This is a genomic window from Streptomyces sp. KL109B, from assembly GCF_030766935.1.
Classification (GTDB): Bacteria; Actinomycetota; Actinomycetes; order Streptomycetales; family Streptomycetaceae; genus Streptomyces.
Window position 1 is genome coordinate 526,510 of the sequence record NZ_JASERL010000003.1, and the last position, 24,353, is coordinate 550,862.

Consider the following 24,353-nt stretch of genomic DNA (forward strand, 5'->3'; position numbering starts at 1 on the left):
CCGTCATCAGATGCCCTCCGCCCAGCGCCGCACGTGCGGCAGATCGTCGTCCAGCCAAAAGGCGCTCTCCTGCGGGTCCTTGGAGTCCGTGACCACGAGCAGCTCCTCGAACTTGGCGCCCGTGCCCCGGAATCCGAGGTGCGGTTCGACCGCCCACAGGCCCGGCGTCGGTGGGTGGTCGGAGAACTTGTACGGGGACCACAGCGGTGACCAGCCGTCCCGGTGCCCGTGCAGCGCGTCGCTCGCCAGGCCCTTCAGGGACTGGGTGCCGAAGCCGAACAGCGTGGGGTTGATCCGCCGCTCCTTGACCCGGTCGACCTTGTGCGCGATGACGCCGAAGGGGTACGCGCGATGCCGGTTCGCATAGCCCTGGCGGACCATCAGCCGCTCGACGTCCTCGTAGATCTCGCGCAGCGAGCGGCGCTCGCGCACCTCGCGCAGGATCAGCTCGCGGTGCGCCTCGAGGTCCGAAAGCAGCTTGTCGTGCACGGGATTGAGGCCGAGGCAGCCCGAGTAGCCGATGTCCGCGGTGTAGCCCTGGTGGACCGGAGCCATGTCGAGGATGAAGGGCATCCCCGCCTCCAGCTTCCGGTTCGTCGGGAAGAACTGCAGCGGTACGCGGAAGTTGACGAACGCCGTGCGGTCCCCGAACCAGGCGAAGGGCAGATGGAACCAGTCCCGCACCCCGCGCTCGCGCAGCCACTCCCGCTGCATCCGCGCCGCCTCGCGCTCGGTCACCCCGGGCTTGAGCTGCCCGGCGACCGCTTCCGCGCAGGCGTACGCGAGCTTCTGCACTTCTCTGAACCCCCGCAGCTCCGCCGAGAGTTCACGCACCACTGCTGAGGTCATGCCACCGTCCGCCCGTCGCCGTACGCGTTCGTAACTTGACACTGATGAATGTGACAATGCCTGGCGGCGGCGTCAAGGGGTGTGCACGGACTGTGTGGGCTACTCAGGGAGGACCCCTAGGGACCCGTAATACTCAGGTCTTATACGAGGTCGACCCCACGGTCTGACGAATTGGTGTGGCCTGCGCCACTACGGTCGAACCGTGACTGTGATCGCGACCGAAAGCCTGAGCAAGCGGTTCCCGAGGGTGACCGCGCTTGACCGGCTGACCATGGACATCGGGCCCGGGGTGACCGGACTCGTCGGGGCCAATGGAGCCGGCAAGTCCACCATGATCAAGATTCTTCTTGGTCTGTCCCCCGCGTCGGAGGGCCGTGCCGAAGTGCTCGGGCTCGACGTCGCGACGAAGGGCGGTGAGATCCGGGAGCGCGTGGGCTACATGCCCGAGCACGACTGCCTGCCGCCCGACGTCTCGGCCACCGAGCTCGTCGTCCACATGGCGCGCATGTCGGGCCTGCCGCCCACCGCCGCCCGCGAGCGCACCGCGGACACGCTGCGGCACGTGGGCCTGTACGAGGAGCGCTACCGCCCCATCGGCGGCTACTCGACGGGCATGAAGCAGCGCGTGAAGCTGGCCCAAGCGCTCGTCCACGACCCGCAGTTGGTGTTCCTTGACGAGCCGACGAACGGCCTGGACCCGGTCGGCCGCGACGACATGCTCGGCCTGATCCGCCGCGTGCACACCGACTTCGGCATCTCCGTCCTCGTCACCTCGCACCTGCTCGGCGAACTGGAGCGCACCTGCGACCACGTCGTCATCATCGACGGCGGCAAGCTGCTGCGCTCCAGCTCCACCACGGACTTCACACAGGCCACGGCGACGCTCGCGATCGAGGTCACCGACAGCGACGAACACCCGGACGGCACCAAGGCGCTCCGCGAGGCCTTCGCACAGCGGGGCATCGAAACCAGCACCGGCGGCGAACTGCCCGGCGCGGGACACACGGTCCTCATCACGGCGCAGGGCGAGGAGACGTACGACGTCGTGCGCGACGTCGTCGCGGACCTCGGCCTCGGCCTGGTCCGGATGGAACAGCGCAGGCACCAGATCGCGGAGGTCTTCCGCCCCGAGGCCGAGGCCCAGCAGGAGCAGGAGTCCGAGCGCGCCGCCGCCTGGGCGGCCACCGCCGCGGCGCAGCAGCAGACAGGAGGCGCGGCGCGATGACCACCGAGCCCATGCCCACCGACCGTGCGTCCACCCAGATCCACAACATCGGCTACCGCCACTACGACGGCCCGCGCCTGGGCCGTGCGTACGCCCGCCGCTCGCTCTTCTCGCAGAGCCTGCGCGGGGCCTACGGACTCGGCCGCTCGGCCAAGTCCAAGGTGCTGCCGATGCTGCTCTTCATCGTCATGTGCGTCCCGGCGCTGATCATGGTCGCGGTGGCCGTCGCCACGAAGGCGAACGACCTGCCCGTCGACTACACGCGCTACGCGGTCATCCTCCAGGCGGTGATCGGCCTCTACGTGGCGTCCGCCGCGCCGAACGCGGTCTCCCTGGACCTGCGCTTCAAGACGATCCCGCTCTACTTCTCCCGCCCCATCGAGCGGGTCGACTACGTAGTCGCGAAGTTCGCCGCCATGACGTCGGCCCTGTTCATCCTCACGGCCGCGCCGCTGATCGTGCTCTACGTAGGCTCTCTGCTCGCCAAGCTGGACTTCGCGGAGCAGACCAAGGGATTCGCCCAGGGACTGGTATCCGTGGCGCTGCTGTCGCTGCTCTTCGCCGGGATCGGCCTCGTCGTCTCCGCCGTCACGCCGCGCCGCGGCTTCGGCATCGCCGCCGTCATCGCCGTACTGACCATCTCCTACGGCGCCGTGTCCACGGTCCAGGCGATCGCCGACGCGCAGGACAACGGCGGGGCGGTGACCTGGCTGGGGCTCTTCTCACCGATCACGCTCATCGACGGCGTGCAGACCGCCTTCCTCGGGGCGAGCTCGTCCTTCCCCGGGATGCACGGCCCCTCGGCCGGCCAGGGCCTCGTCTACCTGCTCGTCGTCCTCGGGCTCATCGCCGGCTCCTACGGGCTGCTGATGCGCCGCTACCGGAAGGTCGGACTGTGACTGCCATCGAAATCGACCACGTCTCGCGCTGGTTCGGCAACGTCGTCGCGGTCAACGACGTCACCATGAACATCGGCCCCGGCGTCACCGGCCTCCTCGGCCCGAACGGCGCGGGGAAGTCCACGCTCATCAACATGATGGGCGGCTTCCTCGCCCCCTCGAACGGCTCGGTGACCCTCGACGGCCAGCCGATCTGGCGCAACGAACAGATCTACCGGCACATCGGCATCGTCCCCGAGCGCGAGGGCATGTACGACTTCCTCACGGGCCGCGAATTCGTCGTCGCCAACGCCGAGTTGCACGGCCTCGGCAAGAAGGCCGCCCAAGAGGCCCTCGCCACGGTCGAGATGGAGTACGCGCAGGACCGCAAGATCTCGACGTACTCCAAGGGCATGCGGCAGCGCGTGAAGATGGCCTCCGCGCTCGTGCACACCCCGTCGGTGCTGCTGCTCGACGAGCCGTTCAACGGCATGGACCCGCGCCAGCGCATGCAGCTCATGGACCTGCTGCGACGCATGGGGGACGACGGCCGCACCGTCCTGTTCTCCTCGCACATCCTCGAAGAGGTCGAGCAACTCGCCTCCCACATCGAGGTGATCGTCGCGGGCCGGCACGCGGCCAGTGGTGACTTCCGCAAGATCCGCCGCCTGATGACCGACCGCCCGCACCGCTATCTGATCCGCTCCAGCGACGACCGCGCCCTGGCCGCCGTACTGATCGCGGACCCGTCGACGGCGGGCATCGAAGTCGACCTCAAGGAGGGCGCGTTGCACATCCAGGCGGTCGACTTCGGCCGCTTCACGACGCTGCTTCCGAAGGTGGCGCAGGCGCACGGCATCCGGCTGCTCACGGTCTCGCCGTCCGACGAGTCCCTCGAGTCCGTCTTCTCGTATCTGGTCGCGGCGTAGGAGGCCCTGATGTACGACCCCACTGTCGCCCGACTCACCTACCGGGCCCTGCTCGGCAGGCGCCGGGCCCTCATCCTCTTCGCGCTTCCGGTCCTCCTGGTCGTGATCTCCGCGCTCGTGCGCGGGCTCACGGGAGCCGACGACCAGACCGCGTCCGACCTGCTCGGCGGGTTCGCGCTCGCCACGATGGTGCCGCTGATCGGTGTCATCGCGGGCACCGGAGCGATCGGCCCGGAGATCGACGACGGCTCCGTCGTCTACCTCCTTTCCAAGCCGATCAAGCGGCCCACGATCATCTTCACCAAGCTCATCGTGGCCATCGGTGTGACCATGGTGTTCTCCGCCGTCCCGACGCTGATCGCGGGCTTCATCCTGAACGGGAACGGGCAGCAGATCGCCGTCGCGTACACGATCGCCGCCCTCGTGGCCTCCATCGCGTACGCCGCGATCTTCCTGCTGCTCGGTACGGTCACCCGGCACGCGGTCGTCTTCGGCCTCGTCTACGCCCTCGTATGGGAGGCCCTCTTCGGCTCCCTGGTCTCCGGGGCGCGCACCCTCAGCGTGCAGCAGTGGTCGCTCGCGGTCGCCCAGAAGGTGGCCGGCGGCGACCTGGTCACCTCGGACGTGGGGCTGCCGCTCGCGACCGTGTTCCTCGTGGTCGTGACGGTGCTGGCGACCTGGTACGCGGGGCAGAAGCTGCGCACGCTGAAGCTGGCCGGGGAGGAGTAGAGGAGTAGGAGTGGGCGACCCGGCCGCTGCTTTCGCCGGGTTTGTTCTTGATGCCGATTTCACCCTCCCACCCGGACACTGGTGGGAGGGTGCGCCGTTCCACAGGCCGCCCCGACGCAGACCCGGAGGGCCCGCGATGACATTCGAACCGAACCGTGAGGGGGACCGGCCCGGTCAGGGCGAGGACAGCGAGCACCGCGTGGACGCTTGGGACGACGTGGTCCTGGACGCCGACTTCATACGTGCCGCCGAGACGAGCGAGCCGTCGGCGCGGGCCCGGATGCTCGCCGAGCGGTGGCGGAAGGACGGTCCCGAGCCGCAGCCGTGGCGTTCGGACGAGCCTCCCGCGGGGTGGTTCTTCAGCAAGGCGCGGCGCCGCAGGTGGCGCCGCCGGTGAGCGTCGGCGATTAATTCGGTGGCGTGCAACTTCGCGGCGCGGCACAGTAGTTGTGTCAGCACACCGACCGTGGCGTCGGCGTCCAAGGACCGGGAGAGGAGCCCGGCGATGTCCATCAGTGGTACGTCGAGCTCCCGGCAGGGCGGCCCGAGGCAGGCTCCGGAGTAGTCACTGCACTCCGTCGAGCCCCGCCTGGGGCGTTGCCCGGGGCGGCCGCTTCGAGCGCGTGTCCTTCTTCCGTGACACGCGGGCCGCCCACCCTTTGCATCGGGCCCGGTCCCCAGCCGTAGCGGGGCCGGGCCTCGATGCTGCGCAACGCACGTGAAATCAAGCCCCGGCGGCGGGTGGGCATTCTCAAGCCCCGCCGGCGATTGAGGCGCGGGGTCCGGGGCGGAGCCCCGAGACATGGGGACGGCCGACCGCCACACGACCCGGACCTCAGCCGAGCATCCGCTCCAGCACCACGGCGATCCCATCGTCCTCGTTCGACGACGTCACCTCACTGGCCACGGCCTTGAGCTCGTCGTGCGCATTGGACATCGCCACCCCGTGCGAGGCCCACCCGAACATCGGGATGTCGTTCGGCATATCGCCGAAGGCGATCGTGTCGGCGGCCTTCGCCCCGAGCCGCCGCGCCGCCAGCGAGAGCCCCGTCGCCTTGGAGAGCCCGAGCGGCAGCAGCTCCACGATGCCCTCGCCCGCCATCGTGACGCCCACGAGCCCGCCCGCGGCGGTCCGCGCGACCTCCGCCAGCTGGTCGTCGGTCAGCCCGGGATGCTGGACGTACACCTTGTTCAGCGGCTCGGCCCACAGCTCCGCGAGCTCCGTGAACGGAACGACGGGGAGCGGCCCCTCCTGCACCTGGTAGCCGGGCCCGACGATGACCTCGCCCTCGATGCCGTCGCGGCTCGCGGCCAGCGCCAGCGGCCCCACCTCGGCCTCGATCTTGGCGAGCGCGATGCCCGCCAGCTGCCGGTCGAGCGTCACGGAGGTCAGCAGCCGGTGCTCCCCCGCGTGGTACACCTGCGCGCCCTGGCCGCACACCGCGAGCCCCTCGTAGCCGAGGTCGTCGAGGATGTGGCGGGTCCAGGGCACCGCCCTGCCGGTCACGATGATGTGCGCGGCGCCCGCCGCGGTGGCCGCGGTGAGCGCCTCACGCGTGCGCTCGGAGACCGTGTCGTCGGAGCGCAGCAACGTTCCGTCGAGGTCGGTCGCCACGAGCTTGTACGGAAAGGCAGGGGCGAGGGGAGCGGGATGGCTCACTTGGCGTTCGGCTCCAGGCTGGTCAGCTGTTCAGGCCGCGCGGGCCCGACGGGCCGCTCAACCTGCGATTACTTGGGGTCCAGGGTGGTGCGTCCCCCAAGGTACGGCCGCAGCATCTCCGGAACCCGCACCGAGCCGTCGGCCTGCTGGTGATTCTCCAGGATCGCCACGATCGTGCGCGGGACGGCGCACAGCGTGCCGTTCAGCGTCGCCAGCGGCTGCACCTTCTTGCCTTCGCGCATCCGGATGGACAGCCGGCGCGCCTGGAACCCGTCGCAGTTCGAGGCCGAGGTCAGCTCGCGGTACTTGCCCTGGGTCGGGATCCACGCCTCGCAGTCGAATTTGCGCGAGGCCGAGGAGCCGAGGTCACCGGTCGCGACGTCGATCACCTGGAACGGCAGCTCCAGGCCGGTCAGCCACTGCTTCTCCCACTCCAGGAGCCGCTTGTGCTCGTTCTCCGCGTCCGCCGGGTCGACGTACGAGAACATCTCGACCTTGTCGAACTGGTGCACGCGGAAGATGCCGCGGGTGTCCTTGCCGTACGTACCGGCCTCGCGGCGGAAGCACGGCGAGAAGCCGGCGTAGCGCAGCGGCAGCTGGTCCGCGTCGACGATCTCGTCCATGTGGTACGCGGCGAGCGGGACCTCGGAGGTGCCGACCAGGTAGTAGTCGTCCTTCTCCAGGTGGTACACGTTCTCCGCGGCCTGGCCGAGGAAGCCGGTGCCCTCCATGGCGCGCGGGCGCACCAGGGCCGGGGTCAGCATCGGCGTGAAGCCGGCCTCGGTGGCCTGCGCGATCGCCGCGTTGACGAGCGCGAGCTCCAGGAGCGCGCCGACCCCCGTCAGGTAGTAGAAGCGCGAGCCGGAGACCTTCGCGCCGCGCTCGACGTCGATGGCGCCGAGCGCCTCGCCGAGCTCCAGGTGGTCCTTGGGCTCGAAGCCCTCGGCGCCGAAGTCGCGGATCGTGCCGTGCGTCTCCAGGACGACGAAGTCCTCCTCGCCGCCGGTCGGGACGTCGGAGTGCACGATGTTGCCCAGCTGCATGGCCAGGCGCTGCGTCTCCTCCTCGGCCTCGCGCTGCTCAGCCTCGGCGGCCTTCACCGCGGTGGAGAGCTCGCCCGCCTTCTTGAGCAGCTCCTGCTTCTCCTCGGGCGAGGCTTTGGGGATCAGCTTGCCGAGCGACTTCTGCTCGGAGCGGAGTTCGTCGAAGCGGAGCCCGGACGACCTGCGCCGCTCATCGGCGGACAGGACGGAGTCGACGAGCGCGACGTCCTCTCCACGGGCGCGCTGGGAGGCGCGAACACGGTCGGGGTCCTCACGGAGCAGGCGAAGGTCAATCACCCCTCAAGGCTACCGTCGCGCGGTTCCGGCAGACGACCCGATATCCGTTGCACCCATTTATGCCCTATTTGCCGGAATGTGAATTTAGAGTGGAATGCGGGACGTCGAGGGGTATCGAGGAACGTCAAGGAAAGAACGCCACTTTCCCTTGAAAGGGGCAGAAGCGGCACTCCGCTTTGACTCGACCCCCTTGCTGGAGGCGGGAGTTGGGGCCCGTTGTCCACAGAGATACACAGCCCCGAAAGGTTATCCACAGGCTGTGAGAATGATCTGTGGACACCGGAAGAGATCATTCCGAAAGCCGCATGCGTAACGAAGAATTCCCCGCTCAAACTGCTCGCAAGCTCACTTTCGGGTGGAAATGCTTCACTCCAAAGAGTCGATCAAGGGAAATGCCTGGACGAAGGGTGGCCTGTCGGGCTGTGGACACCTCTGGGGCCTGTGGGGCGATTTGTCGACCATCCACCACCTTCCTGTCGACTTGTCCCCAGGTCGAGAAGGTGCCCTGTGGATAACTTCTGTGGATGAAGAAAATCCGCTGGTAGGACCGGGTGTGCGGGCAAAAAGAAGCCGGATCCGGCGGTGGAAAACCACCTGGGATCCGGCCCCGTTGCTGCCAGGGGCCTCAGAACCGCCCGTCCTGGCAGCGCGCCAGCCAGTCCGATGCCGCCACGAACTCGCCGTCCGAGGTTCCCGAGCGCGGCGGCCGCACATCCTCCACGGCGACCCCGGCCCGCGGATACGAACCGAGGAAGCGCACCTCCGGGCACGCCCGCTTCAGGCCCATCAGCGCCTCCGCCACCCGGCGGTCCGCGATGTGGCCCTCCGCGTCGATCGCGAAGCAGTAGTCGCCGATGCCCGTGCCGGTGGGCCGGGACTGCAGCAGCACCAGGTTGACCCCGCGGATCGCGAACTCCTGGAGCAGCTCCATCAGCCCACCGGGATGGTCCTCGCGCTGCCAGATGACGACCGAGGTCTTGTCCGCGCCGGTGGGCGCCGCGGGCCGGGCCGGCTTGCCGACCAGGACGAAGCGGGTCTGCGCGTTCTCCGCGTCGTGGATCCCCGTGACCAGCGGCACGAGCCCGTACTTCTCGGCCGCGAACTCGCCGGCGAACGCGGCGTCGTAGCGCCCCTCCTGCACGAGCCGCGCGCCGTCGGCGTTCGAGGCCGCGGACTCCCAGGTCACGTCGTCGGCCAGGTTGGCCTTCATCCAGTTGCGGACCTGCGGCTGGGCGGCCGGGTGCGCGGTGACCGTCTTGATGTCGCCGATCTCGGTGCCGGGGCGCACAAGGAGCGCGAAGGTGATGTCGAGCAGCACCTCGCGGTAGATCATCAGCGGCTCGCCCGCGACCAGTTCGTCGAGGGTCGTGGTGATGCCGCCCTCCACGGAGTTCTCGATCGGTACGAACGCGGCCTCGGCCTCCCCGCCGCGGACGGCGTCGAGCGCCGCGGGCACGGACACCATGGGAACGAGCTCCCGGGTGGCCGTCTCCGGGAGCGTGCGCAGGGCGACTTCGGTGAAGGTGCCCTCGGGACCGAGATACGCGTAGCTGGCTGGCATGGGCTCACCTTAATGGGCCGTACGGTGCGGGGTTCACGGATGCGTCGAGGGCCACCCGGACCGGCGGCACGGGCCCCGCCTACCCCTCCAGCAACGCCTGCCCCACATACCCGCCCTTGTCGGCGCCGCCCGGCACCGCGAAGAGCCCGCTCGCCTCGTGCCGGATGAACTTCGACAGGGCGTCGCCCCGGTCGAGCTTGCGCTGCACCGGCACGAAGCCGCGCAGCGGGTCCGCCTGCCAGCAGACGAAGAGCAGGCCCGCGTCCGGGGTGCCGTCCTCGTCGAAGCCGTCGTGGTACGAGAACGGGCGGCGCAGCAGCGCGGATCCGCCGTTCTGGTCGGGCCGGGTGATGCGGGCGTGCGCGTTGAGCGGGATGACGAGGTCGCCGTTCGCGTCCGTCTTCTCCAGGTCCGGCTCGGTGGTCTCCTTGCCACCGGTCAGCGGGGCGCCGTTCGACTTCTTGCGGCCGATGACGTGCTCCTGCGCCGCCGTCGACAGCTTCTCCCAGTCGTCGAGGAGCATCCGGATCCGGCGTACGACGACGTACGAGCCGTTCGCCATCCACGCGGGGGACTGCACGGAGCCCGAACCCGAGCCCGAGCCCGACCCCGAACTCGGCACGAAGATCCGCTCGTTGAAGTCCTTGTCGGCCGGCTTCGGATTCCCCGTGCCGTCGACCTGGCCCATCAGATTGCGGACCGTCATCGGGTGGGCGGTGGCGCCGGGCGAGCGGTTGAAGCCGTTCATCTGCCAGCGCAACTTCGCCGTGCCGCCCGCCTCCTTCTGGATCGCGCGCAGCGCGTGGAAGGCGACGAGCGGGTCGTTCGCGCCGATCTGCACCCACAGGTCGCCATTGCTGCGCGCCTTGTCGAGGTGGTCGGAGTAGAAGTCCGGCAGCGGGTCGAGGGCGGCGGGGCGCTGCTTCTCCAGTCCCGTACGGGAGAAGAAGCTGTGGCCGAAGCCGAAGGTGATCGTCAGCGAGGACGGTCCGGCGTCCCGCGCCACATCGGTGTCGTCGGACGACATCGGCTCGCCCGCCATCAGCCGCTCGGCCGTCGCCGACCAGCGGCGCAGCAGGGCCGCCGCCTCCCTGCGCCCCGCGCCCGCCGCCAGGTCGAACGCGACGAGGTGGCCGCGGGCCTGCATCGCGGTGGTGATGCCGGGCTGATGTTTCCCGTGAAACATCACCTCGTCCGCCCCGAGCGAGGTCAACGCCGCTTGCTGCTCGGGGGAGTTCGAGGACGCCACGGCGTACCCCGCGCCCGCACCGACGGCGCCGAGCGCGACTCCGGTGGCGCCCGCCGTCCCGATCAGCCGCCGTCGCGAGATGCCCGTCGCCCCGGCGGAGGTCCCGGTGGAGGTCTCGGTCCGGCTCTGCGTGTCAGACGTGTCAGTCATGGGGCGGGTCAGCCGATCTTCGTGTTCTTGTCGATGGTGATCTGGTCGATGTCCGAGGTACGCACGGTCAGCGCGACCTTCCAGTTTCCCGCCACGGGGATCTGCACGCCGCTCGCCGTCCAGTGTCCGGTGGCGATGTGGTCGGGCACGACGGGCAGCGGGCCGATCTTCTTCGCCTCCTGGGTGAAGGCGACCTTCACCTCGGGGACGTCGAAGGCCTTGCCGTTCGGCCGCTCTACGTAGAGGTGCATTTCGTTGTTGCCGGTGCGGCCGGGGTCGATCTCCAGGAGGGCGGTGCCCTTGCCGTCCGCGCCGCCGGTGTCGAACGGGATCTTCAGCGAGACCGGGCCCGACTGCGTCTGCGCGGCCGAGGTGGCGGACTTGGCCTCCTCCTCGGTGCGGCCCGGTTCGGTGGACGTGAGCACGGTGGTGACGGCGAGCAGGACGACCGCGATGCCCGCCTCGGTGAGCACCGAGCGGCGCAGGCCGAAGCGGTGCGGGTCGGAGTCGCGTACCCGCTTCTCGCGGGCGCTGGCCATCGCGGCGCGCTGCCGGGCGAGTTGGGCGGCGCGCTCGGGGTCGGCGTTCTTCGCCCCGGCGGCCACGGAGACCGTCGCCTTCTCCTCCGACTTCTCCTCCACCGCTTCGGCCTCGCGCGGTGCGACCACGGGCGCCGCGGCCACGGACTCGGACAGCCGCCCCGTCCACTTCCGGGAGATCCAGGCGACGCCGACGAGCACGACGACCAGCCCGACCTTCACCATCAGCAACTGCCCGTACGACGTCCCGGTCAGCGCCGACCAGGAGCCGACCTGCCGCCACGACTGGTAGAGCCCGGTCGCGACGAGGACGAGGACGCTGCCGAAGGCCACGCGCGAGAAGCGGCGCACGGCCGAGCCCTCGATCGTCGGCACCCGGTACAGCGCGACGAGCAGCGTCGCGAGCCCGCCGAGCCAGGAGGCGACGGCCAGCAGGTGCAGTACGTCGACGGGCATCGCGAGGCCCGCCTGGATCCCGGTCGAGGCGTGCTCGGCCATGGCCCAGGTGGCGGCGAGCCCGGCCGCGACGACGGCGCCGCCGATGGAGAGCCCGAAGGTGAGGTCGCCCCGCTCCTTCTCCCGCTCGCCCTCATCGTCCCCCTCACCCTCGTCGGCCTCGTTCTTCTTCGCGTACGCCCCGAAGAGCACCGCGATGAAGAGGGCCGCCGCGGCGAGCAGCAGCAGCCGGGACGTGAGCGCGGCGCCGGTCTTCGTCTGGAGGACCTGGCCGAGCAGCGACATGTCGAAGATGTCGCCGAGCTTCCCGGACCCGGTGTACGAGCCGCGCATCAGCAGCATGGCGAGGGTGGCGGCGGTCAGCGCGGTCCAGGCGCCGACCACGAGGCGCTGCACGGGCTTGCTGTTCGCCCCGCCCCGCCAGCAGCCGAGCACGAACGCGGCGCCGCCCACGAGCAGCGCGAACCCCGCGTACGCGACGTAGCGCGCGAAGCCGTACAGCCCGCCGACGACGCCTCCGCCGGCGTTCTGGTCGGCGACCACCGCGGTCGTCTTGGAGGGCTTGCCGATGGAGAACGTGTAGGCGCCGGACACGGGGTGGCTGTCGGCGGAGACGACCTGGTAGGCGACGGTGAACGTGCCGTCGGGCAGGCCGGAGTGCAGGCCCACCGCGTAGGTCGTGCCGCCGGGGTGCGTGACCTTGCCGTCGTCGACGCGCTTGCCGGCCGGGTCGAGGACGCGGACCGCGCCGTCGGAGATCGCGACGTCCTCGGAGAAGGTGAGCGACACCTTCTTCGGCGCCGAGTCGACCACCGCTCCCTGCTTGGGATCGCTCCCGGTCAGCGCGGCGTGCGCGGACGCGGGGGCGGCGCCGGCCAGGAGTGCGCCGGTGACGGCGAGGAAGAGCAGCACCAGCTGCCAGGTGCGGGGAGCGATGGTCTTCACGTACAAGTCAGCCCCTTCAGTGCGAAGCGTGCGACGGGTTGTAGGTGGCGACCTTCACCGGGAAGGAGACCGTGACGGTGCCGGACTTGGCGAAGCGCAGCTTCACCGACACCTTGTCGCCCTCCTTGGGCTTCTGCTTCAGGTTCTCGAACATGAGGTGGTTGCCGCCGCGTTGGAAGTCGAGCTCGCCGTTCGCGGGGACCGCGAAGGACTTCTGCTCCTTCATCACGCCGCCCTTGGTGCTGTGCAGGGTGACCTTCTGGGAGATGCCGCTGCTCACGGACGTGAGGGTGTCGGCGGCCCCCTTGTTGTGCACGGTGAAGAACCCGGCGGCCATGTCGCCGGAGGCGGGTGCGGGGATGAACGCGCCCTCGACCTTCACGTCGGGCTTGTCGGCGGAGTCCTCGGAGCCGGAGCCGGAGCCGGAGCCGCAGGCGGTGAGGGCGAGCCCCGCCGCGAGCGTTATGGCACCGAGGGTGACGGGCGTGCGCCTCACGGCTTCTCCCCCTTGACGATCTTGGGGAGGTCCTTGGTGTAGTCGTCGACCGTGGCGTCCTCGCCGTACATCACGTACCCGGCGTTGGTCTTCGGCGAGAAGCCGATCACCTGCGTGCCGTGCATCGACACGAGCTTGCCGTTCTTGTCCTTCTGCGTCGGCTCGAGGGAGATGCCGAGGGTGCGGGCGCCGCCCTGGATGGTCGCGAAGTCGCCGGTCAGGCCGATGAAGTCCTTGTCCTGCGCCTTGAGCCACTTGCCGAGTACGGACGGGGTGTCGCGGTCCGGGTCGGAGGTGATGAAGACGACCTGGAGCTTGTCCTGCTCGGACTTGGGCAGCGACTTCTTGGCGACGGCGAGGTTGCTCATCGTCAGCGGGCAGACGTCGGGGCAGTGCGTGTAGCCGAAGTAGATGAGCGTCGGCTTGCCCTTGGTCTGCTCGCGCAGGTCGAACTTCTTGCCGTGGGTGTCGGTGAGCACCAGATCCGGCTTCTTGAACGGCTTGTCGAGGACCGTCGCCGCCTTCTTCGAGCCGGCGTCGGAGGACACCTCGGCGACCGGCTTGCCGCTGTCGTCGCCGCTTCCGCAGGCGGACAGGGCGAAGGTCGCCACGGTGACGAGGCCGACCGCGGCCAGCAGGCTCTTCCTGTTGAACTTCGTGTTCTTGCGGGGGTTGCGCATAGAGAAATGTCCCAGATGTGAGGTGGCCGGTGGGCGGCGGGGGCGGCGGGGACGCACACCGCGCCCCCGCCGCCCACCGAGAGTGGCTCAGCTGTTGGTACGCCGACGGCCCGCCACGACGCCGAACGCCACACCGGCGATGCCGACGAGGATGCCGACGACGCCGAGGACGCGGGCGGTGGTGTCGCTGCCGGAGCTGTCGGACGACGCGTCCGTGGAGGCCGCCGCGGCCTCCTTCTTGGCGCTGTCGTCGGAGGCGCCCGAGGCACCGTGCCCGTCCTCCGCGGCGGCCGAGAGCTCCAGGACGGGCGCCGGGTTCTCCGGCTCCTCCTGGCCCTTGACCTGCGGCTCGATCCAGCGCACGACCTCCTTGTTGTCGTACGTCTGGAGCGCCTTGAAGACGAGCTGGTCGGTGTCGGTCGGCAGCTGGCCGATGGACACCGGGAACTTCTGGAAGTAGCCGGGCTGCACGCCCTTGTCGTCGCCGGAACCGGTCGCGGTCCAGGTGACCTTGGAGACGGCCTCGGTGATCTTCTCGCCGTGCATCTCCATGGGCTTGTCGAGCTTCTTCTTGGTGACGTCGGCCTTCCAGCCGGGCACCGGCTCGGGCATCACCGAGGCGAGCGGGTGCTCGGCCGGGAAGTTGATCTCGACCTTGGTGGTGGCGGAGTCGTCGCGCTCGTTCGGCACCTTGAAGTCGACGACGGCGTAGTCGCCCTTGGCCGCCTCGCCCTCCGGCTGCACGCTCACGTGCGCGAAGGCGGGGGCGGACAGGAGGACGACGGAGGAGACGGCGGCGCCGCCGACGAGTGCGGCGCGGGACATCTGCTTCATGACTGAGTGAACTCCACGTTCAGAGGGATCCAGCGAAGGGTGAGAGGGCGCGACCGCGCGGCACCGCACCACATGGGCGGCGTAACACCGCACTACGTAGGCGGCGAAAAAGCGGGTACGCGCGCGTGCCCACGGCACGGCTCATCCCCCGCAGTACGCGGTGGAGTACGCGCGCCGTTCAGGCAGCGAGAAGGAACGTGTCGGCCGCGGGTGGCCCGCGCCGCCTCACGGAGTGCTGAAGTGCCGCCGCCCGCAGGGCCGGTGGTTCGGCGAAGGACGCACGAGCGGCACGCGGCAGGGCCGGCGCACCCCACAACCCGGCCTTGAGGGCCCGTACGAGCCCCAGGGCGGCCCGCAGCGAACGGATGGGCGCCACATCCACGGCGGCGTACGCGGAGAGCCGCACGATGCGGCTCAGCGCGAGGTCGCCGTGGCGCAGCAGCCAGCCGGCGCCGGCCGCGGCGAGCAGGTGCCCGAGCAGCATCGGCAGGGACGGCAGCAGCGACATCGTGGAGTCGGCCGCGCCCGCCATGTGGTGCTGCGCCTCGCCGGTCGGCACGCGCGCGTTGTCGAGGATGCGCTGGGCCTGCGCCGGGCTGAGCGTCGACGCGCCCGCCCCGCACATGAGCCGCGCGGCCCGCTCGACCGCCGAGGGCTCGCCCGCGGTGGGGGCCATGGCCATGGCGTGCTGCTGGCCGAGGCCGAAGACGCTGTGCAGCGCGATCTGCCCGGCGCCCAGCAGGGCGGCGATGCCCGGCAGCGACCGCTCGCGCCCGGCCAGCGGCAGGGCCGCGCAGAAGACGCCGAGGAAGCCGAGCGAAAGTGTCCACAACGGGACGGTGGCCGTCGAACCGAGGCAGTGCCCTCCAGCGGACAGCACGACGCAGACCGCGGCGAACACCGCGGCCCGAAGCAGCCGGAGATCGGCCGCGCTGCGTGACCGACGCTGGTGGGGGGCAGACATGGCGGCCTCATCATCGCACTGGCTTCACACGCTCCATACGGCAGGTCCGCAAGGTCCCGAATCTCCCGTACACCGCCGACTCCGGTACGCGCGTCGGCCGTATGGGCGTCATCACGTCAACTCCGCGATTGCGCCGGGCCGGTGGTGGCAATACGTATCGGTATGTCGAGTCGCGGCCGGGAGGCGGGAGCATGAGCATCTGGTGGTCCCTCCATCTGCGGCGCGATGCCGCGAGCGTGCCGCTCGCCCGGCGCCTCCTCATGGGCACCATGGAGACCGCGGGCGTCGACCCCGACATCTCCTACGACCTGTCGGTGGCGCTCAGCGAGGCGTGTGCGAACGCCGTGGAGCACGGCGGCACGGGGACGAGCGAGGCCTCTGACGCGTTCCGCGTCACCGCCTACCTGGACGGCGAGAAGTGCCGCATCGAAGTGGCCGACACCGGCCCCGGGTTCGCCGCCACGAACGGCCGCGCGGCGGTGGCCGTCCGCCCGGCGCCGGACTACGCGGAGCACGGGCGCGGCCTGTGCCTGATCCAGGAACTCGCCGACCACGTGCACTTCGTGAACAGACCGGGCAGCGGCGGCGCCGTGGTCAGCTTCGACAAGATCCTCAAGTGGAAGAAGGATGCGCCGCTGATGGCGGTGTGAGGGTGTTGTGCTGCGCTGACCTGCGGTGGAGCGGTTATCGGGGCCACTGAGGGCCACTGAGGGCCACTCTGGGGGCTTGATCAGGCCGCGAGGGCACGGTCAGGGCACATGATCACAGATGCTCCTGACCGGGCGGTGAAGGCGGAGTCGATCGCCCGTCGCGTACGGGACTCACTGCTCGGAGGTGTGCATGCCGTCCTCGGGGGCCGCCGCGCAGCGCGGGGAGCCCTTCTCGCGGGGCGGGATGACTCCGGCGTCGGCGAGCGCCTTCTTCCAGACGTACTGGTTGAAGACCGTGCGGTGGTACGCGCGCCCCTGGTCGTCGGTGAAGAGCAGGCGGTACGTGCGTTCCTCGCCGTCGGGCTCGGCCCACGGCAGCGAGACCTCGACCGGCGGGTGGTCCTTCATATGGGCCGTGAGCGCCTCGGCGAGTGTGTCCGGCAGAGGGACGGTGCGCAGCGCGCGCTGCCAGGTCCTGCGTACAGCGGTAGGACGGGGCACCCTGGCCGACGCCGAGCATCCGGCCCGGGTCCTCACCTGGCGTATCCAACGCCTCGCGGCCCGCCCGGCACCCAGCCCACTGGCCCGTGCCGCACAAGCCCGCAGCGGGTATCGGCCCCCCGCGCCGCCCGGTCCACAGACCACGGCACGGACACCTGCCATGGACGCCTCCGTGACGTCGCGCCCGCGGCGTTCACGCTGAGCCTGCCCTGCGTACTGGCGCGGGCCCACGCCGATCGTTCGTAGGGTCGGTGGCGACCGGTGGAGGTGAGGGCAGTGCCGGGGGCCAGGAGACCGGTGAGCCGGAGCGGATTGCGTGGGGGCTCCAGCGTGGTGAGGACCTGAACCGCGGGGGCTCTCCCCGTGCCCGTACCGCCTACAGTGGGTGAGGACGGAAGCCTTCACGGGCGGACAGCGCTCCGTCACACGCCCCCAGCCCCCGGGCCAACTGGACCATTTTTCGGGTGGTCCAGGCCGCCTCGCCGACATCAGACGGCCTGGACCCTCCGTCCTCCCGGACTGATCCAACCCGGGGCAGCTCTCCCGCACGCCCCGGCGCCGGCGAGGACGGACCCTCGCGAGGAACGCGGCATGGAAGGGGAGCAGGCCGCGACATCCCCGCGCAGACGGCCCGCTGCCGGCCTCAACCTCTGGCGGCGGGCCGCCGGCCACTGCAAGTGCGCACCCTCGAACGTACCCCCGCAATGGCCGAACCGGCCTATGCCTGCGGCCAGTTCGTGACACCGGAGCAAAGTGTGGCTCGCTCACTCCGAGGGCGGGCCGTGTCGGCTTCTTCGCGAGGGGTTCCCGCGCCTGTACGGGCGTCGGGCAAGCCCGCCGGGCGCTTGCCGGGTGCCTGCGCAGGCCATCGGTCCTGGCCGCGACGCGGGCAGGAGGAGGACACTGGATTCGGTATCGAGCTGGGCACGCCGTACGGGGCCGCGTCCCGGATCGCTCCTGATGGGGGGCGGACATGGCCGAACTCTCGCGTGAGGAACAGTTGGCGGCCGCCTTCGTCGAGCTCGCCGACACACTGGTGCAGGACTTCGATGTCATCAACTTCCTGCACATGCTGACCGAACACTGCGTACGGCTCCTGGACCTGACGGCGGCCGGGGTCCTGCTCGCCACGCCCGGCAGGCAGCTCGTGGACGCGGCCGCATCCGACGAAGTCACCCGGCAGCTGGAACTCGCCAGCATCGAATGGGACGAGGGCCCGTGCCGGGACTGCTACCGGCTCAAGAGGCAGATCCCCGATGTGCCGCTGGACACCTCCGCCGCACGAGCGCGGTGGCCCCGGTTCTCCCCGCGGGCCGTGGAGGCGGGCTTCACTTCCGTGGTGGCCTGCCCGCTGCGGCTGCACGACCAGGTGATCGGGGCGTTGAACCTGTTCCGGTCCGAGCCGGGACCGCTGGACGCCGCCCAACTCAGGCTGGGGCAGGCGCTTGCGGACACCGCCACCATCGGTGTGCTGCAGCAGCGGGCGGTGAGTGAGCAGATGATCATGTCCGCGCAGCTGCAGGCGGCCCTCGACAGCCGCATCGTCGTCGAGCAGGCCAAGGGGTACCTGGCCCACCGGCTCGGCACCGGAGTCGAGGACGCCTTCGTCCTCATGCGCCGCCATGCCCGCACCCGTCATCTGCGGCTGACGGAGCTGGCCCGGCAGGTGCTGCGCGGCACGGCCGACCCGGAGTTGCTCCACCGGCCCGACCAGTGAGAGACCCGTACTCCGGGGAGAGCGGCGTGGCGGGCCTCCGACCGGCCTGCACCATGCCAGGAAGGGGGCGGTGGTGGTGACTCATCCGGTCCTGGCCGCCTTCCACCGGGCCCTCAGTACCCACACGGGACCCGGGATGGCGCCCGTGCCGCTCGCGGACTTCGCCGGGATGCTGGGCCTGGACGGTCTTGGCCTGCTCCTGTCACCGAGCGGCGGACCGGCTCAGCTGGTGCAGTCCTACGGTGAGCGCACCCTGGCCCTCGAAGACCTCCAGCAGGTCCAGGGCCAGGGGCCCAGCCTGGACGCGGCCAAGCACGGGGCTCTGCTGCTCGTCCCCGACATCCGCGTCCTCACCGGCGACCGCTGGCCGGGCCTGCTCGCCGCCGTCGAGGCGCTCGACGTCCGCGCCGTGTTCGCCTTTCCCGTACGCGTCGGGATCATCGGCCTGGGCGCCCTCACCGGTCACCGCAGCCGCCCCGGAGAGATGTCGATCGCCCAGCTGACCGACGCCTTCCACCTGGCCGACACCCTCGCCCAGCTCACCATCGCCACCGCCGCGCACGCCGACCGGCCGGGCACCACGCTCCTCGACGAGCCCGGCCTGCACTTCGCCGAGGTCCACCAGGCCACCGGGATGCTCGCCGCCCAGCTCGACACCGGCTGCGACCACGCCCTGGTCCGCCTTCGCGGCCACGCCTTCAGCCACGGCCGCCCGCTCCTGGAGGTCGCCCGGGACGTCCTCACCCGCCGACTGCGCCTTGATCTCGACGGGGACGCCGGGGACGCCGGGGATGCCGGGGACGCCGGGGACGCTCCGCGCTGAACGAAACCGGACAGCAGCCGCGTCCCCGCCGAACGCCACAGATGAGCGTCGGTGCGCAGTCAGTCCACATCTCCGGAACGTACGCGGCCGACGAATGAGGACCAGGCCGCGGCCGGCACGACGAGCGCCGGGCCGCACTTGTCCTTCGAGTCACGGATGCCGATCTGGTCGGAAAGGCCCGCGACCTCCACGCAGTCGCCGCCGCCCTGGTCGCTGTACGTCGACTTGAACCAGGCGCCTTCCGGTGCGACCTCGGTGGAAGGAACGAGCTGGGTGTGATGAGTCATTTCCACAGTTTCTTTTTCGAGTTCCATCAGGATGGACGGCGTCCGGGACGGGCCCGGAGCCGCCTTGACCATGGCATCGAACTGCCGCTGGTACTGCCCGACGTCGGACGGCTTCGACCACCTCCACGTTGTCCCGCTCGCAGAGGCGGATGATCTCCGCGTACTGGGCGAGCATGATCCCGGGGCTGCCGATCATCGTGCGCAGTGTGCTCTCGGTCAGGATGATGTGGATCTCACGGGCACCCTCCAGGAGTCGCTTGCGCTCCATGCGTGCCTGGACGCCGCGTACCACCGCGTCGGTCGTACGCTCCTCCACGATCTTGGCCGACCCCATCAGGGCGCTCGCGTACTGCTGTTCCTGGAGCAGGCCGTGTACGACGTTGTTCTCGAAGCCGCGGATGCGAACGGACTCGCGCTCCAGACCGAGGTAGCGCGGCATGCCGGAGGGCAGCACGTTCCGGAACGTGGTCAACGGGTCGCTCTTGAGTGAATCACGGTGCGTCTGGAGGAGCACGCCGCGGTCTATGGGCTCGTCGACGTCGTAGAGGTCCAGGAGCGCTTCGAGGTCGCGCAGCTTCGGCAACGGGATCTCGCCCGCCTCTACGCGGCTCAGCTTGGCCCGCGAGAAGCCGAGCCTCGACGACACCGCCTCCGCCGTGTACGAATCCACCTTCGCGCCCTCAGCTCCGCGCGGTGCGTCGGCGGCCTGTCCCCTCACTTCGGTTCGCTGGCCGTCAGATCGGAGCCTCTGTCCTGCGGCACGAGGTGTCTGTCCGCCGGGAGGAGGGCGCGGTCCGGAGTCCGGCACGCGTCGTCTTCTCCGCAACAGCCCCAGCGCGCTAGCTGCCACTTGCCCATTGGCGCTCGATCGCACATTGCCTCGAATGTCAACTAGCGCGCCCACCAAGCTGGTTGAGCCGGTTCCGGCCCGCACAGGGAGCGCCTTCCCCGGCCCTCTGTTGCACCCGGATCATCCGCGCGGCCACCTCGACCGGCTCGCCAACATCTCGATCGCCACCGGAGCCGGCAAGAACAACGAGGCCGTGGCCTGCCTGCCCCGCCATGTCCTGCGGCTGAGGCCCCGCACCACCTCCTTCCCTCGCTACGAGGTGCCGTATGAGCACCACGGCCCACACCGTCGTCCCGTACATCACCATCCGCCGGACCGAGCAGGCGGAGAGCTTCCTGATGCTCGGCGCGCGCACGGAAGACGACGGCCGATCACGGCTCGCCCACCTGGACGAGGAACGCGACGACCGGGACCTGCACCGTGTGCTCTGGGCACGTGTCTGCCAGTCCCTCGGCCCCGACCTGCTGCCGTCCGGGGACCCGCAGTGGGGTCTTGTCCACCCGTCCCGGCAGCGGGAGACCAGGCTCCGCCTGCGCTGTCAGGTGTGCTGGGCGAATACCGAGGACCACCGCCGCGAGGCACCGGCCCGGCCCGGCGTCCTGTTCCTGCACACCGCCGGAAGCGACCTGACGCAGGCGCAGCCGGTACGTACCTGGCAGCCGCCCATCCGCGTCGAACATGCGCGATTGGCCGTCACGCGGTGCCCGGCCCTGGGCCGCAAGGGCCACGTCGCCCTCCTGGCCCGCCGCTACCGCCTCTACGGCCTCTACGGTGTCATCGGCACCCCGCACGAGCGAACCCTCGACGGAGTGCGCGCGCCGGCGAGCAACGACATCCCGGTCCCGTACCGAGACCCGCGGCTGCGCCGGTTCCTCGCTTCCCAACTCGTCCGCGAACTCACCGACTTCGGGGTCGTGAATCTGGAAGAACTCACGCCGGCGTAAGCCACCCGGCCGGCCTGCCCGGCGCTCCGATCTCCACTTGGTCGCAGCTGTTCAGGACGGGCGGTGCGGGAGAACATCCGGTGGGCCACGTCGAAGGCGGTGCTCTGCTGCGCTTCGGTGATCGCGCCGCGGCGGCAGAGGCGGTCCACCATCATCTTGGTGGTGGAGGGGGTGGCCGTGGTCTGATCCTTGCCGCCCTGGTAGCCGGCGACGGGGACGTGAGGGGTCAGCCGGGAGAGTGTGCCGAGGCACTCGGTACGGGTACGGGCCGCCTGGACCTGGGGTTTCATGGGGTCCGCTATGAGCGTCGAGGTCGATGCGGTCGTCCACGGCGTTGGCGCCCAGGGCGGTGACGGAGATGAAGGGCTGGGCGGCCCGGGCGACCTCGCCGTCGGCAACGAGGACATCGAAGTTGATGGCTCCCCTGGGGCGGGCGCGGGGTACCGGGGGGTGTGTCCTGCCGGTCACACTGGTCGACGTGGAAGACGAAGCAGAAGTTCGGCCGCCTGAGCCGGTCAGCCCGCTGCGTGGGGAGAGCCGGCACGAACCGCTGGCCGGTAGTCAATACACGGCCGAGGAGCAACGCGAGGCGGATGCGGACGCTCGCGAGGCGGATGCGGATGCTCGTGAGGCTACGGCGGACGCTCGCGAGGCGGATGCGGATGCTCGTGAGGCTACGGCGGACGCTCGCGAGGCGGATGCGGATGCTCGTGAGGCTACGGCGGATGCTCGTGAGACGGATGCGGATGCGAGGGAAGACCGGCTCGCCGCGTGGGAGCGCCATTTGGACGAGCAGAGGCGCGCACATCGCGAGGCTGTTCCCGCGCGTCGTCAGCGGGCTCACGAGGCGATCGAACGGTCCCGAAGGCTGTTGGACGGCAGCCGGAGCCGACTGGATCGCAGCGAAGCGGCTTTGCACCGAGCAGATGCGCGAGACGAGCGGGAACAGGGCGCGGTCGACCGGGCGTCCGCTGCCGCACAGCTTCAGCAGGGCCGCGCAAGGACGTTGCCGCTGCTGGAGAGCAGAGTGCAGCGGCTGTGGACGCAGTTTGCGGCGGCGGCAGGCCAATTGGCCGATGCTCAGGACGCGCTTGCCGGCGAGTACGAGCAGCTTGCCCGGCAGGAGCCAGGGCAGTCCGCGGATCTGCTGCGCCGCGCGGAGCAGTCACGCCGGGCTGCACGCAACATTCGCGCCTCGGCCGAATCTGGTGATGCCCAGGACCGTTCGTGATCGACTGCTGGCCAGTGACCTGCTGGTGGGGAATCCAGCGCCTGGCCACCGCACTGCGCGCCGAACGCGGCACCACCCAACTCCCCGAAGACGCCCCGGACATCATCCGCTCCGACAACGTCGCCTACGCCTGCCCCGGCTCCGACCGGCCCGCCCTCGACGGCGTCAGCCTCACCCTGCGCCGAGGCCAACTCACCGCCCTCGTCGGCGAGAACGGCTCCGGCAAGACCACCCTGGCCGCACTCCTGACCGGACTGCGCATCGCCAACCGCGGGGGAAAGGTCACCTGGGACGACACCGATCTCGCCGACACCGACCTCGCCGACGCCGACCCGGCCGGCGTGTGGCACCGCGTCGGCCTCGTCCCGCAGCACTACACCCGCTGGCCCGTGAACCTCCGCGAGAACATCCACCTGGGCCAGCCGGTTCAAACGACTCGCCACCGGCAAAACCGCGCTCTTCGTGACCCACAACCTTTTCGTGCGCCGCTGCATCACCGGTCTCACCGCATAAGAGCTACACCTCACCTGATGTGCTGTGTGAGCCGCTCCGAGCGCGTGCCTCAGCTCACCGCCTGTTTCACGAGCGCGGCTATCCGCGCTTCCACCTCGGCCGTCACCTCGGTCAGGGCGAAACCGGCCGCCCACATCGTGCCCTCGTCCAGCTTTGCCTGGTCGCTGAACCCGAGCGTCGCGTAGCGCGCCTTGAACTTCTCCGCGCTCTGGAAGAAGCAGACGACCTTGCCGTCCAGCGCGTAGGCAGGCATCCCGTACCAGAGCTTCGGCGCAAGGACCGGGGCGCCTTCGGTGATGACGGCATGGACGCGCTCGGCCATGATTCGGTCCGAGTCCTGCATCTCAGCGATCTTCGCGAGCACGTCCCGCTGCGCCTCCGCCGCCTTGTCCGCACGTGAACTGCGACGCCTGGCCGTCTTCTGCTCCTGAGCGTGCTCTTTCATCGCGGCCCGTTCCTCGGCCGTGAATCCCTCGTGCTTGGCGCTCTCATCGGTGCGCATGACAGTCATCCCCCTTGAGGATCTTGGACGTGCGGACGGCCGCGTGCCGACACACGCCGTATCGACACGCTGCGTGCCGATCGTGTCGGGATACTGCGCTCAGTCGGCGGGAGATGTCAACGGCACGCACAGTGCCGTTAGGGTGGCGGCATGACCGACACTCCTGCCACGCCGAGGCGCCGGGGCGCCGCACGCACCGAAGAGCTGCTCCAGGCAACTCTCGATCTGGCCGCGGAAGTGGGTTACGCCGGGCTGAGCATCGAGGCGGTCGGCCGGCGGGCCGGGGTCGGAAAGCACACGATCTACCGGCGCTGGCCGTCCATGCCGGCGCTCCTGCTCGACGCGCTCAACCGCGTATGGACCAGCGACCTGGACTACCGCGACACCGGGGACGTCCGCGCGGATCTGCGCGAGCAGTTCCTGCGTTCAGGTCACGGCCTGTCCACCCCGCCGATCGGCCCCGTCTATCGCGCGGTCATCGCCGAGGCGCAAGCCGACTCCAGGCTGCGGGCGACCCTGCACGAACGATTCCTGGCCACCGTCGAGCAGAGCACGCTTGAGCGGCTCACCCGCGCCCAGCGGGCCGGCGAACTGGCCGCGGGGGCGAACCTGGAATGTGCCGCCGAGGTGCTGTGCGGCGCGCTGTACTACCGCCACCTGCTGTCGACCCGGCCTGTCGGCGAGGACGTGGTCGACGGACTCCTGGACATGTTCATGGCCGCCTACGGAACCGGCTCGCGAAACCAAAGAGCGTAAGCCGGGATCGGTGTGTACGAACTGGCCATTTTCAGCGGAGCGCGTGAGCGGGTTCCGCGCGGCAACGGCTCGGGGTTTCGCGCAACAAGTAGGGC

Annotated in this window: 24 protein-coding genes and 2 pseudogenes; 12 read left to right on the forward strand and 14 right to left on the reverse strand. The window is 70.1% G+C overall.

Annotated features, from left to right (window positions below):
• Positions 1 to 6 precede the first annotated feature (6 nt).
• Positions 7 to 849: a M24 family metallopeptidase gene (locus RBJ65_RS13715; RefSeq protein ID WP_306324004.1), complete on the reverse strand. Its 843-nt coding sequence runs from the start codon at positions 847 to 849 to the stop codon at positions 7 to 9.
• A 208-nt stretch (positions 850 to 1,057) separates the two neighbouring features.
• On the opposite strand from RBJ65_RS13715, the gene RBJ65_RS13720 reads away from it, so the two are divergent.
• From RBJ65_RS13720 to RBJ65_RS13740, 5 genes are all read left to right on the forward strand, one after another.
• Positions 1,058 to 2,074 carry an ABC transporter ATP-binding protein gene (locus RBJ65_RS13720; RefSeq protein ID WP_306324033.1) on the forward strand — a complete coding sequence of 339 codons (1,017 nt, stop codon included), beginning with the start codon at positions 1,058 to 1,060 and terminating at the stop codon, positions 2,072 to 2,074.
• On the forward strand, positions 2,071 to 2,973 hold the full coding sequence (locus tag RBJ65_RS13725; protein WP_372341461.1) for an ABC transporter permease: 903 nt from the start codon (positions 2,071 to 2,073) through the stop codon (positions 2,971 to 2,973). The genes RBJ65_RS13720 and RBJ65_RS13725 overlap by 4 nt, the downstream gene beginning before the upstream one ends.
• Positions 2,970 to 3,881: an ABC transporter ATP-binding protein gene (locus RBJ65_RS13730; protein ID WP_306324005.1), complete on the forward strand. Its 912-nt coding sequence runs from the start codon at positions 2,970 to 2,972 to the stop codon at positions 3,879 to 3,881. Before RBJ65_RS13725 ends, RBJ65_RS13730 begins: the two co-directional genes overlap by 4 nt.
• Before the next feature lie 9 nt (positions 3,882 to 3,890).
• The gene (locus RBJ65_RS13735; protein ID WP_306324006.1) at positions 3,891 to 4,610 is read left to right on the forward strand and encodes an ABC transporter permease; all 720 of its coding nucleotides are present in this window, start codon (positions 3,891 to 3,893) and stop codon (positions 4,608 to 4,610) included.
• A 136-nt stretch (positions 4,611 to 4,746) separates the two neighbouring features.
• Positions 4,747 to 5,007, forward strand: a complete 261-nt coding sequence (locus RBJ65_RS13740; RefSeq protein ID WP_306324007.1) for a hypothetical protein — start codon at positions 4,747 to 4,749, stop codon at positions 5,005 to 5,007.
• Between the two features lie 438 nt (positions 5,008 to 5,445).
• Here the strand turns inward: RBJ65_RS13740 and RBJ65_RS13745 are convergent, their stop codons facing one another.
• The 9 genes from RBJ65_RS13745 to RBJ65_RS13785 form a co-directional block, all read right to left on the reverse strand.
• Positions 5,446 to 6,270, reverse strand: a complete 825-nt coding sequence (locus RBJ65_RS13745) for an HAD family hydrolase (protein ID WP_306324008.1) — start codon at positions 6,268 to 6,270, stop codon at positions 5,446 to 5,448.
• Between the two features lie 68 nt (positions 6,271 to 6,338).
• Positions 6,339 to 7,610 (reverse strand): serine--tRNA ligase, encoded by a 1,272-nt coding sequence (gene serS / locus RBJ65_RS13750; protein ID WP_306324009.1) that lies wholly within the window; start codon positions 7,608 to 7,610, stop codon positions 6,339 to 6,341.
• 625 nt (positions 7,611 to 8,235) lie between these two features.
• The gene (pheA, locus tag RBJ65_RS13755) at positions 8,236 to 9,171 is read right to left on the reverse strand and encodes a prephenate dehydratase (protein WP_306324010.1); all 936 of its coding nucleotides are present in this window, start codon (positions 9,169 to 9,171) and stop codon (positions 8,236 to 8,238) included.
• A 79-nt stretch (positions 9,172 to 9,250) separates the two neighbouring features.
• Entirely contained in the window at positions 9,251 to 10,570 is a 1,320-nt protein-coding gene (efeB, locus tag RBJ65_RS13760; protein ID WP_306324011.1) for an iron uptake transporter deferrochelatase/peroxidase subunit, read from the reverse strand.
• 8 nt (positions 10,571 to 10,578) lie between these two features.
• Positions 10,579 to 12,510: a copper resistance CopC/CopD family protein gene (locus RBJ65_RS13765; protein ID WP_306324012.1), complete on the reverse strand. Its 1,932-nt coding sequence runs from the start codon at positions 12,508 to 12,510 to the stop codon at positions 10,579 to 10,581.
• 16 nt (positions 12,511 to 12,526) lie between these two features.
• Positions 12,527 to 13,006: a copper chaperone PCu(A)C gene (locus tag RBJ65_RS13770; protein WP_306324013.1), complete on the reverse strand. Its 480-nt coding sequence runs from the start codon at positions 13,004 to 13,006 to the stop codon at positions 12,527 to 12,529.
• The gene (locus RBJ65_RS13775; protein ID WP_306324014.1) at positions 13,003 to 13,686 is read right to left on the reverse strand and encodes an SCO family protein; all 684 of its coding nucleotides are present in this window, start codon (positions 13,684 to 13,686) and stop codon (positions 13,003 to 13,005) included. The genes RBJ65_RS13770 and RBJ65_RS13775 overlap by 4 nt, the downstream gene beginning before the upstream one ends.
• A gap of 87 nt (positions 13,687 to 13,773) precedes the next feature.
• Positions 13,774 to 14,520 carry a YcnI family protein gene (locus RBJ65_RS13780; RefSeq protein ID WP_306324015.1) on the reverse strand — a complete coding sequence of 249 codons (747 nt, stop codon included), beginning with the start codon at positions 14,518 to 14,520 and terminating at the stop codon, positions 13,774 to 13,776.
• Between the two features lie 178 nt (positions 14,521 to 14,698).
• A complete protein-coding gene (locus tag RBJ65_RS13785; RefSeq protein WP_306324016.1) occupies positions 14,699 to 15,484 on the reverse strand; it encodes a hypothetical protein in 786 nt (261 codons plus the stop codon).
• 191 nt (positions 15,485 to 15,675) lie between these two features.
• Here RBJ65_RS13785 and RBJ65_RS13790 point away from each other — a divergent pair, with 191 nt between their 5' ends.
• On the forward strand, positions 15,676 to 16,134 hold the full coding sequence (locus tag RBJ65_RS13790; RefSeq protein ID WP_306324017.1) for an ATP-binding protein: 459 nt from the start codon (positions 15,676 to 15,678) through the stop codon (positions 16,132 to 16,134).
• Positions 16,135 to 16,305: 171 nt separating this feature from the next.
• Here RBJ65_RS13790 and RBJ65_RS13795 read toward each other — a convergent pair whose 3' ends face one another.
• Positions 16,306 to 16,635, reverse strand: coding sequence for a hypothetical protein (locus RBJ65_RS13795; protein ID WP_306324018.1), 330 nt, complete (start codon positions 16,633 to 16,635; stop codon positions 16,306 to 16,308).
• Positions 16,636 to 17,608: 973 nt separating this feature from the next.
• On the opposite strand from RBJ65_RS13795, the gene RBJ65_RS13800 reads away from it, so the two are divergent.
• Together RBJ65_RS13800 and RBJ65_RS13805 are read left to right on the forward strand one after the other, a co-directional pair.
• On the forward strand, positions 17,609 to 18,352 hold the full coding sequence (locus tag RBJ65_RS13800) for a GAF and ANTAR domain-containing protein (RefSeq protein WP_306324019.1): 744 nt from the start codon (positions 17,609 to 17,611) through the stop codon (positions 18,350 to 18,352).
• Positions 18,353 to 18,425: 73 nt separating this feature from the next.
• On the forward strand, positions 18,426 to 19,175 hold the full coding sequence (locus RBJ65_RS13805; RefSeq protein ID WP_306324020.1) for an ANTAR domain-containing protein: 750 nt from the start codon (positions 18,426 to 18,428) through the stop codon (positions 19,173 to 19,175).
• Between the two features lie 59 nt (positions 19,176 to 19,234).
• Here the strand turns inward: RBJ65_RS13805 and RBJ65_RS13810 are convergent, their stop codons facing one another.
• Both RBJ65_RS13810 and RBJ65_RS42085 read right to left on the reverse strand, forming a co-directional pair.
• Positions 19,235 to 19,462 carry a DUF397 domain-containing protein gene (locus RBJ65_RS13810; RefSeq protein WP_306324021.1) on the reverse strand — a complete coding sequence of 76 codons (228 nt, stop codon included), beginning with the start codon at positions 19,460 to 19,462 and terminating at the stop codon, positions 19,235 to 19,237.
• A gap of 178 nt (positions 19,463 to 19,640) precedes the next feature.
• A pseudogene (locus tag RBJ65_RS42085) lies at positions 19,641 to 20,396 on the reverse strand (Scr1 family TA system antitoxin-like transcriptional regulator); the annotation flags it as partial.
• A 182-nt stretch (positions 20,397 to 20,578) separates the two neighbouring features.
• Between RBJ65_RS42085 and RBJ65_RS13820 the strand changes: the two are divergent.
• The 3 genes and pseudogenes from RBJ65_RS13820 to RBJ65_RS13830 all read left to right on the forward strand — a co-directional run.
• Positions 20,579 to 21,256 carry a hypothetical protein gene (locus tag RBJ65_RS13820; protein ID WP_306324023.1) on the forward strand — a complete coding sequence of 226 codons (678 nt, stop codon included), beginning with the start codon at positions 20,579 to 20,581 and terminating at the stop codon, positions 21,254 to 21,256.
• A 478-nt stretch (positions 21,257 to 21,734) separates the two neighbouring features.
• Positions 21,735 to 22,487 carry a hypothetical protein gene (locus RBJ65_RS13825; protein WP_306324024.1) on the forward strand — a complete coding sequence of 251 codons (753 nt, stop codon included), beginning with the start codon at positions 21,735 to 21,737 and terminating at the stop codon, positions 22,485 to 22,487.
• Between the two features lie 14 nt (positions 22,488 to 22,501).
• Positions 22,502 to 22,918: pseudogene (locus tag RBJ65_RS13830) on the forward strand (ATP-binding cassette domain-containing protein); the annotation flags it as partial.
• A gap of 131 nt (positions 22,919 to 23,049) precedes the next feature.
• On the opposite strand, the gene RBJ65_RS13835 reads toward RBJ65_RS13830, so the two are convergent.
• Positions 23,050 to 23,502, reverse strand: a complete 453-nt coding sequence (locus RBJ65_RS13835; RefSeq protein WP_306324025.1) for an iron chaperone — start codon at positions 23,500 to 23,502, stop codon at positions 23,050 to 23,052.
• Between the two features lie 150 nt (positions 23,503 to 23,652).
• Here RBJ65_RS13835 and RBJ65_RS13840 point away from each other — a divergent pair, with 150 nt between their 5' ends.
• Positions 23,653 to 24,258, forward strand: a complete 606-nt coding sequence (locus RBJ65_RS13840; protein WP_306324026.1) for a TetR/AcrR family transcriptional regulator — start codon at positions 23,653 to 23,655, stop codon at positions 24,256 to 24,258.
• Positions 24,259 to 24,353: the final 95 nt, after the last annotated feature.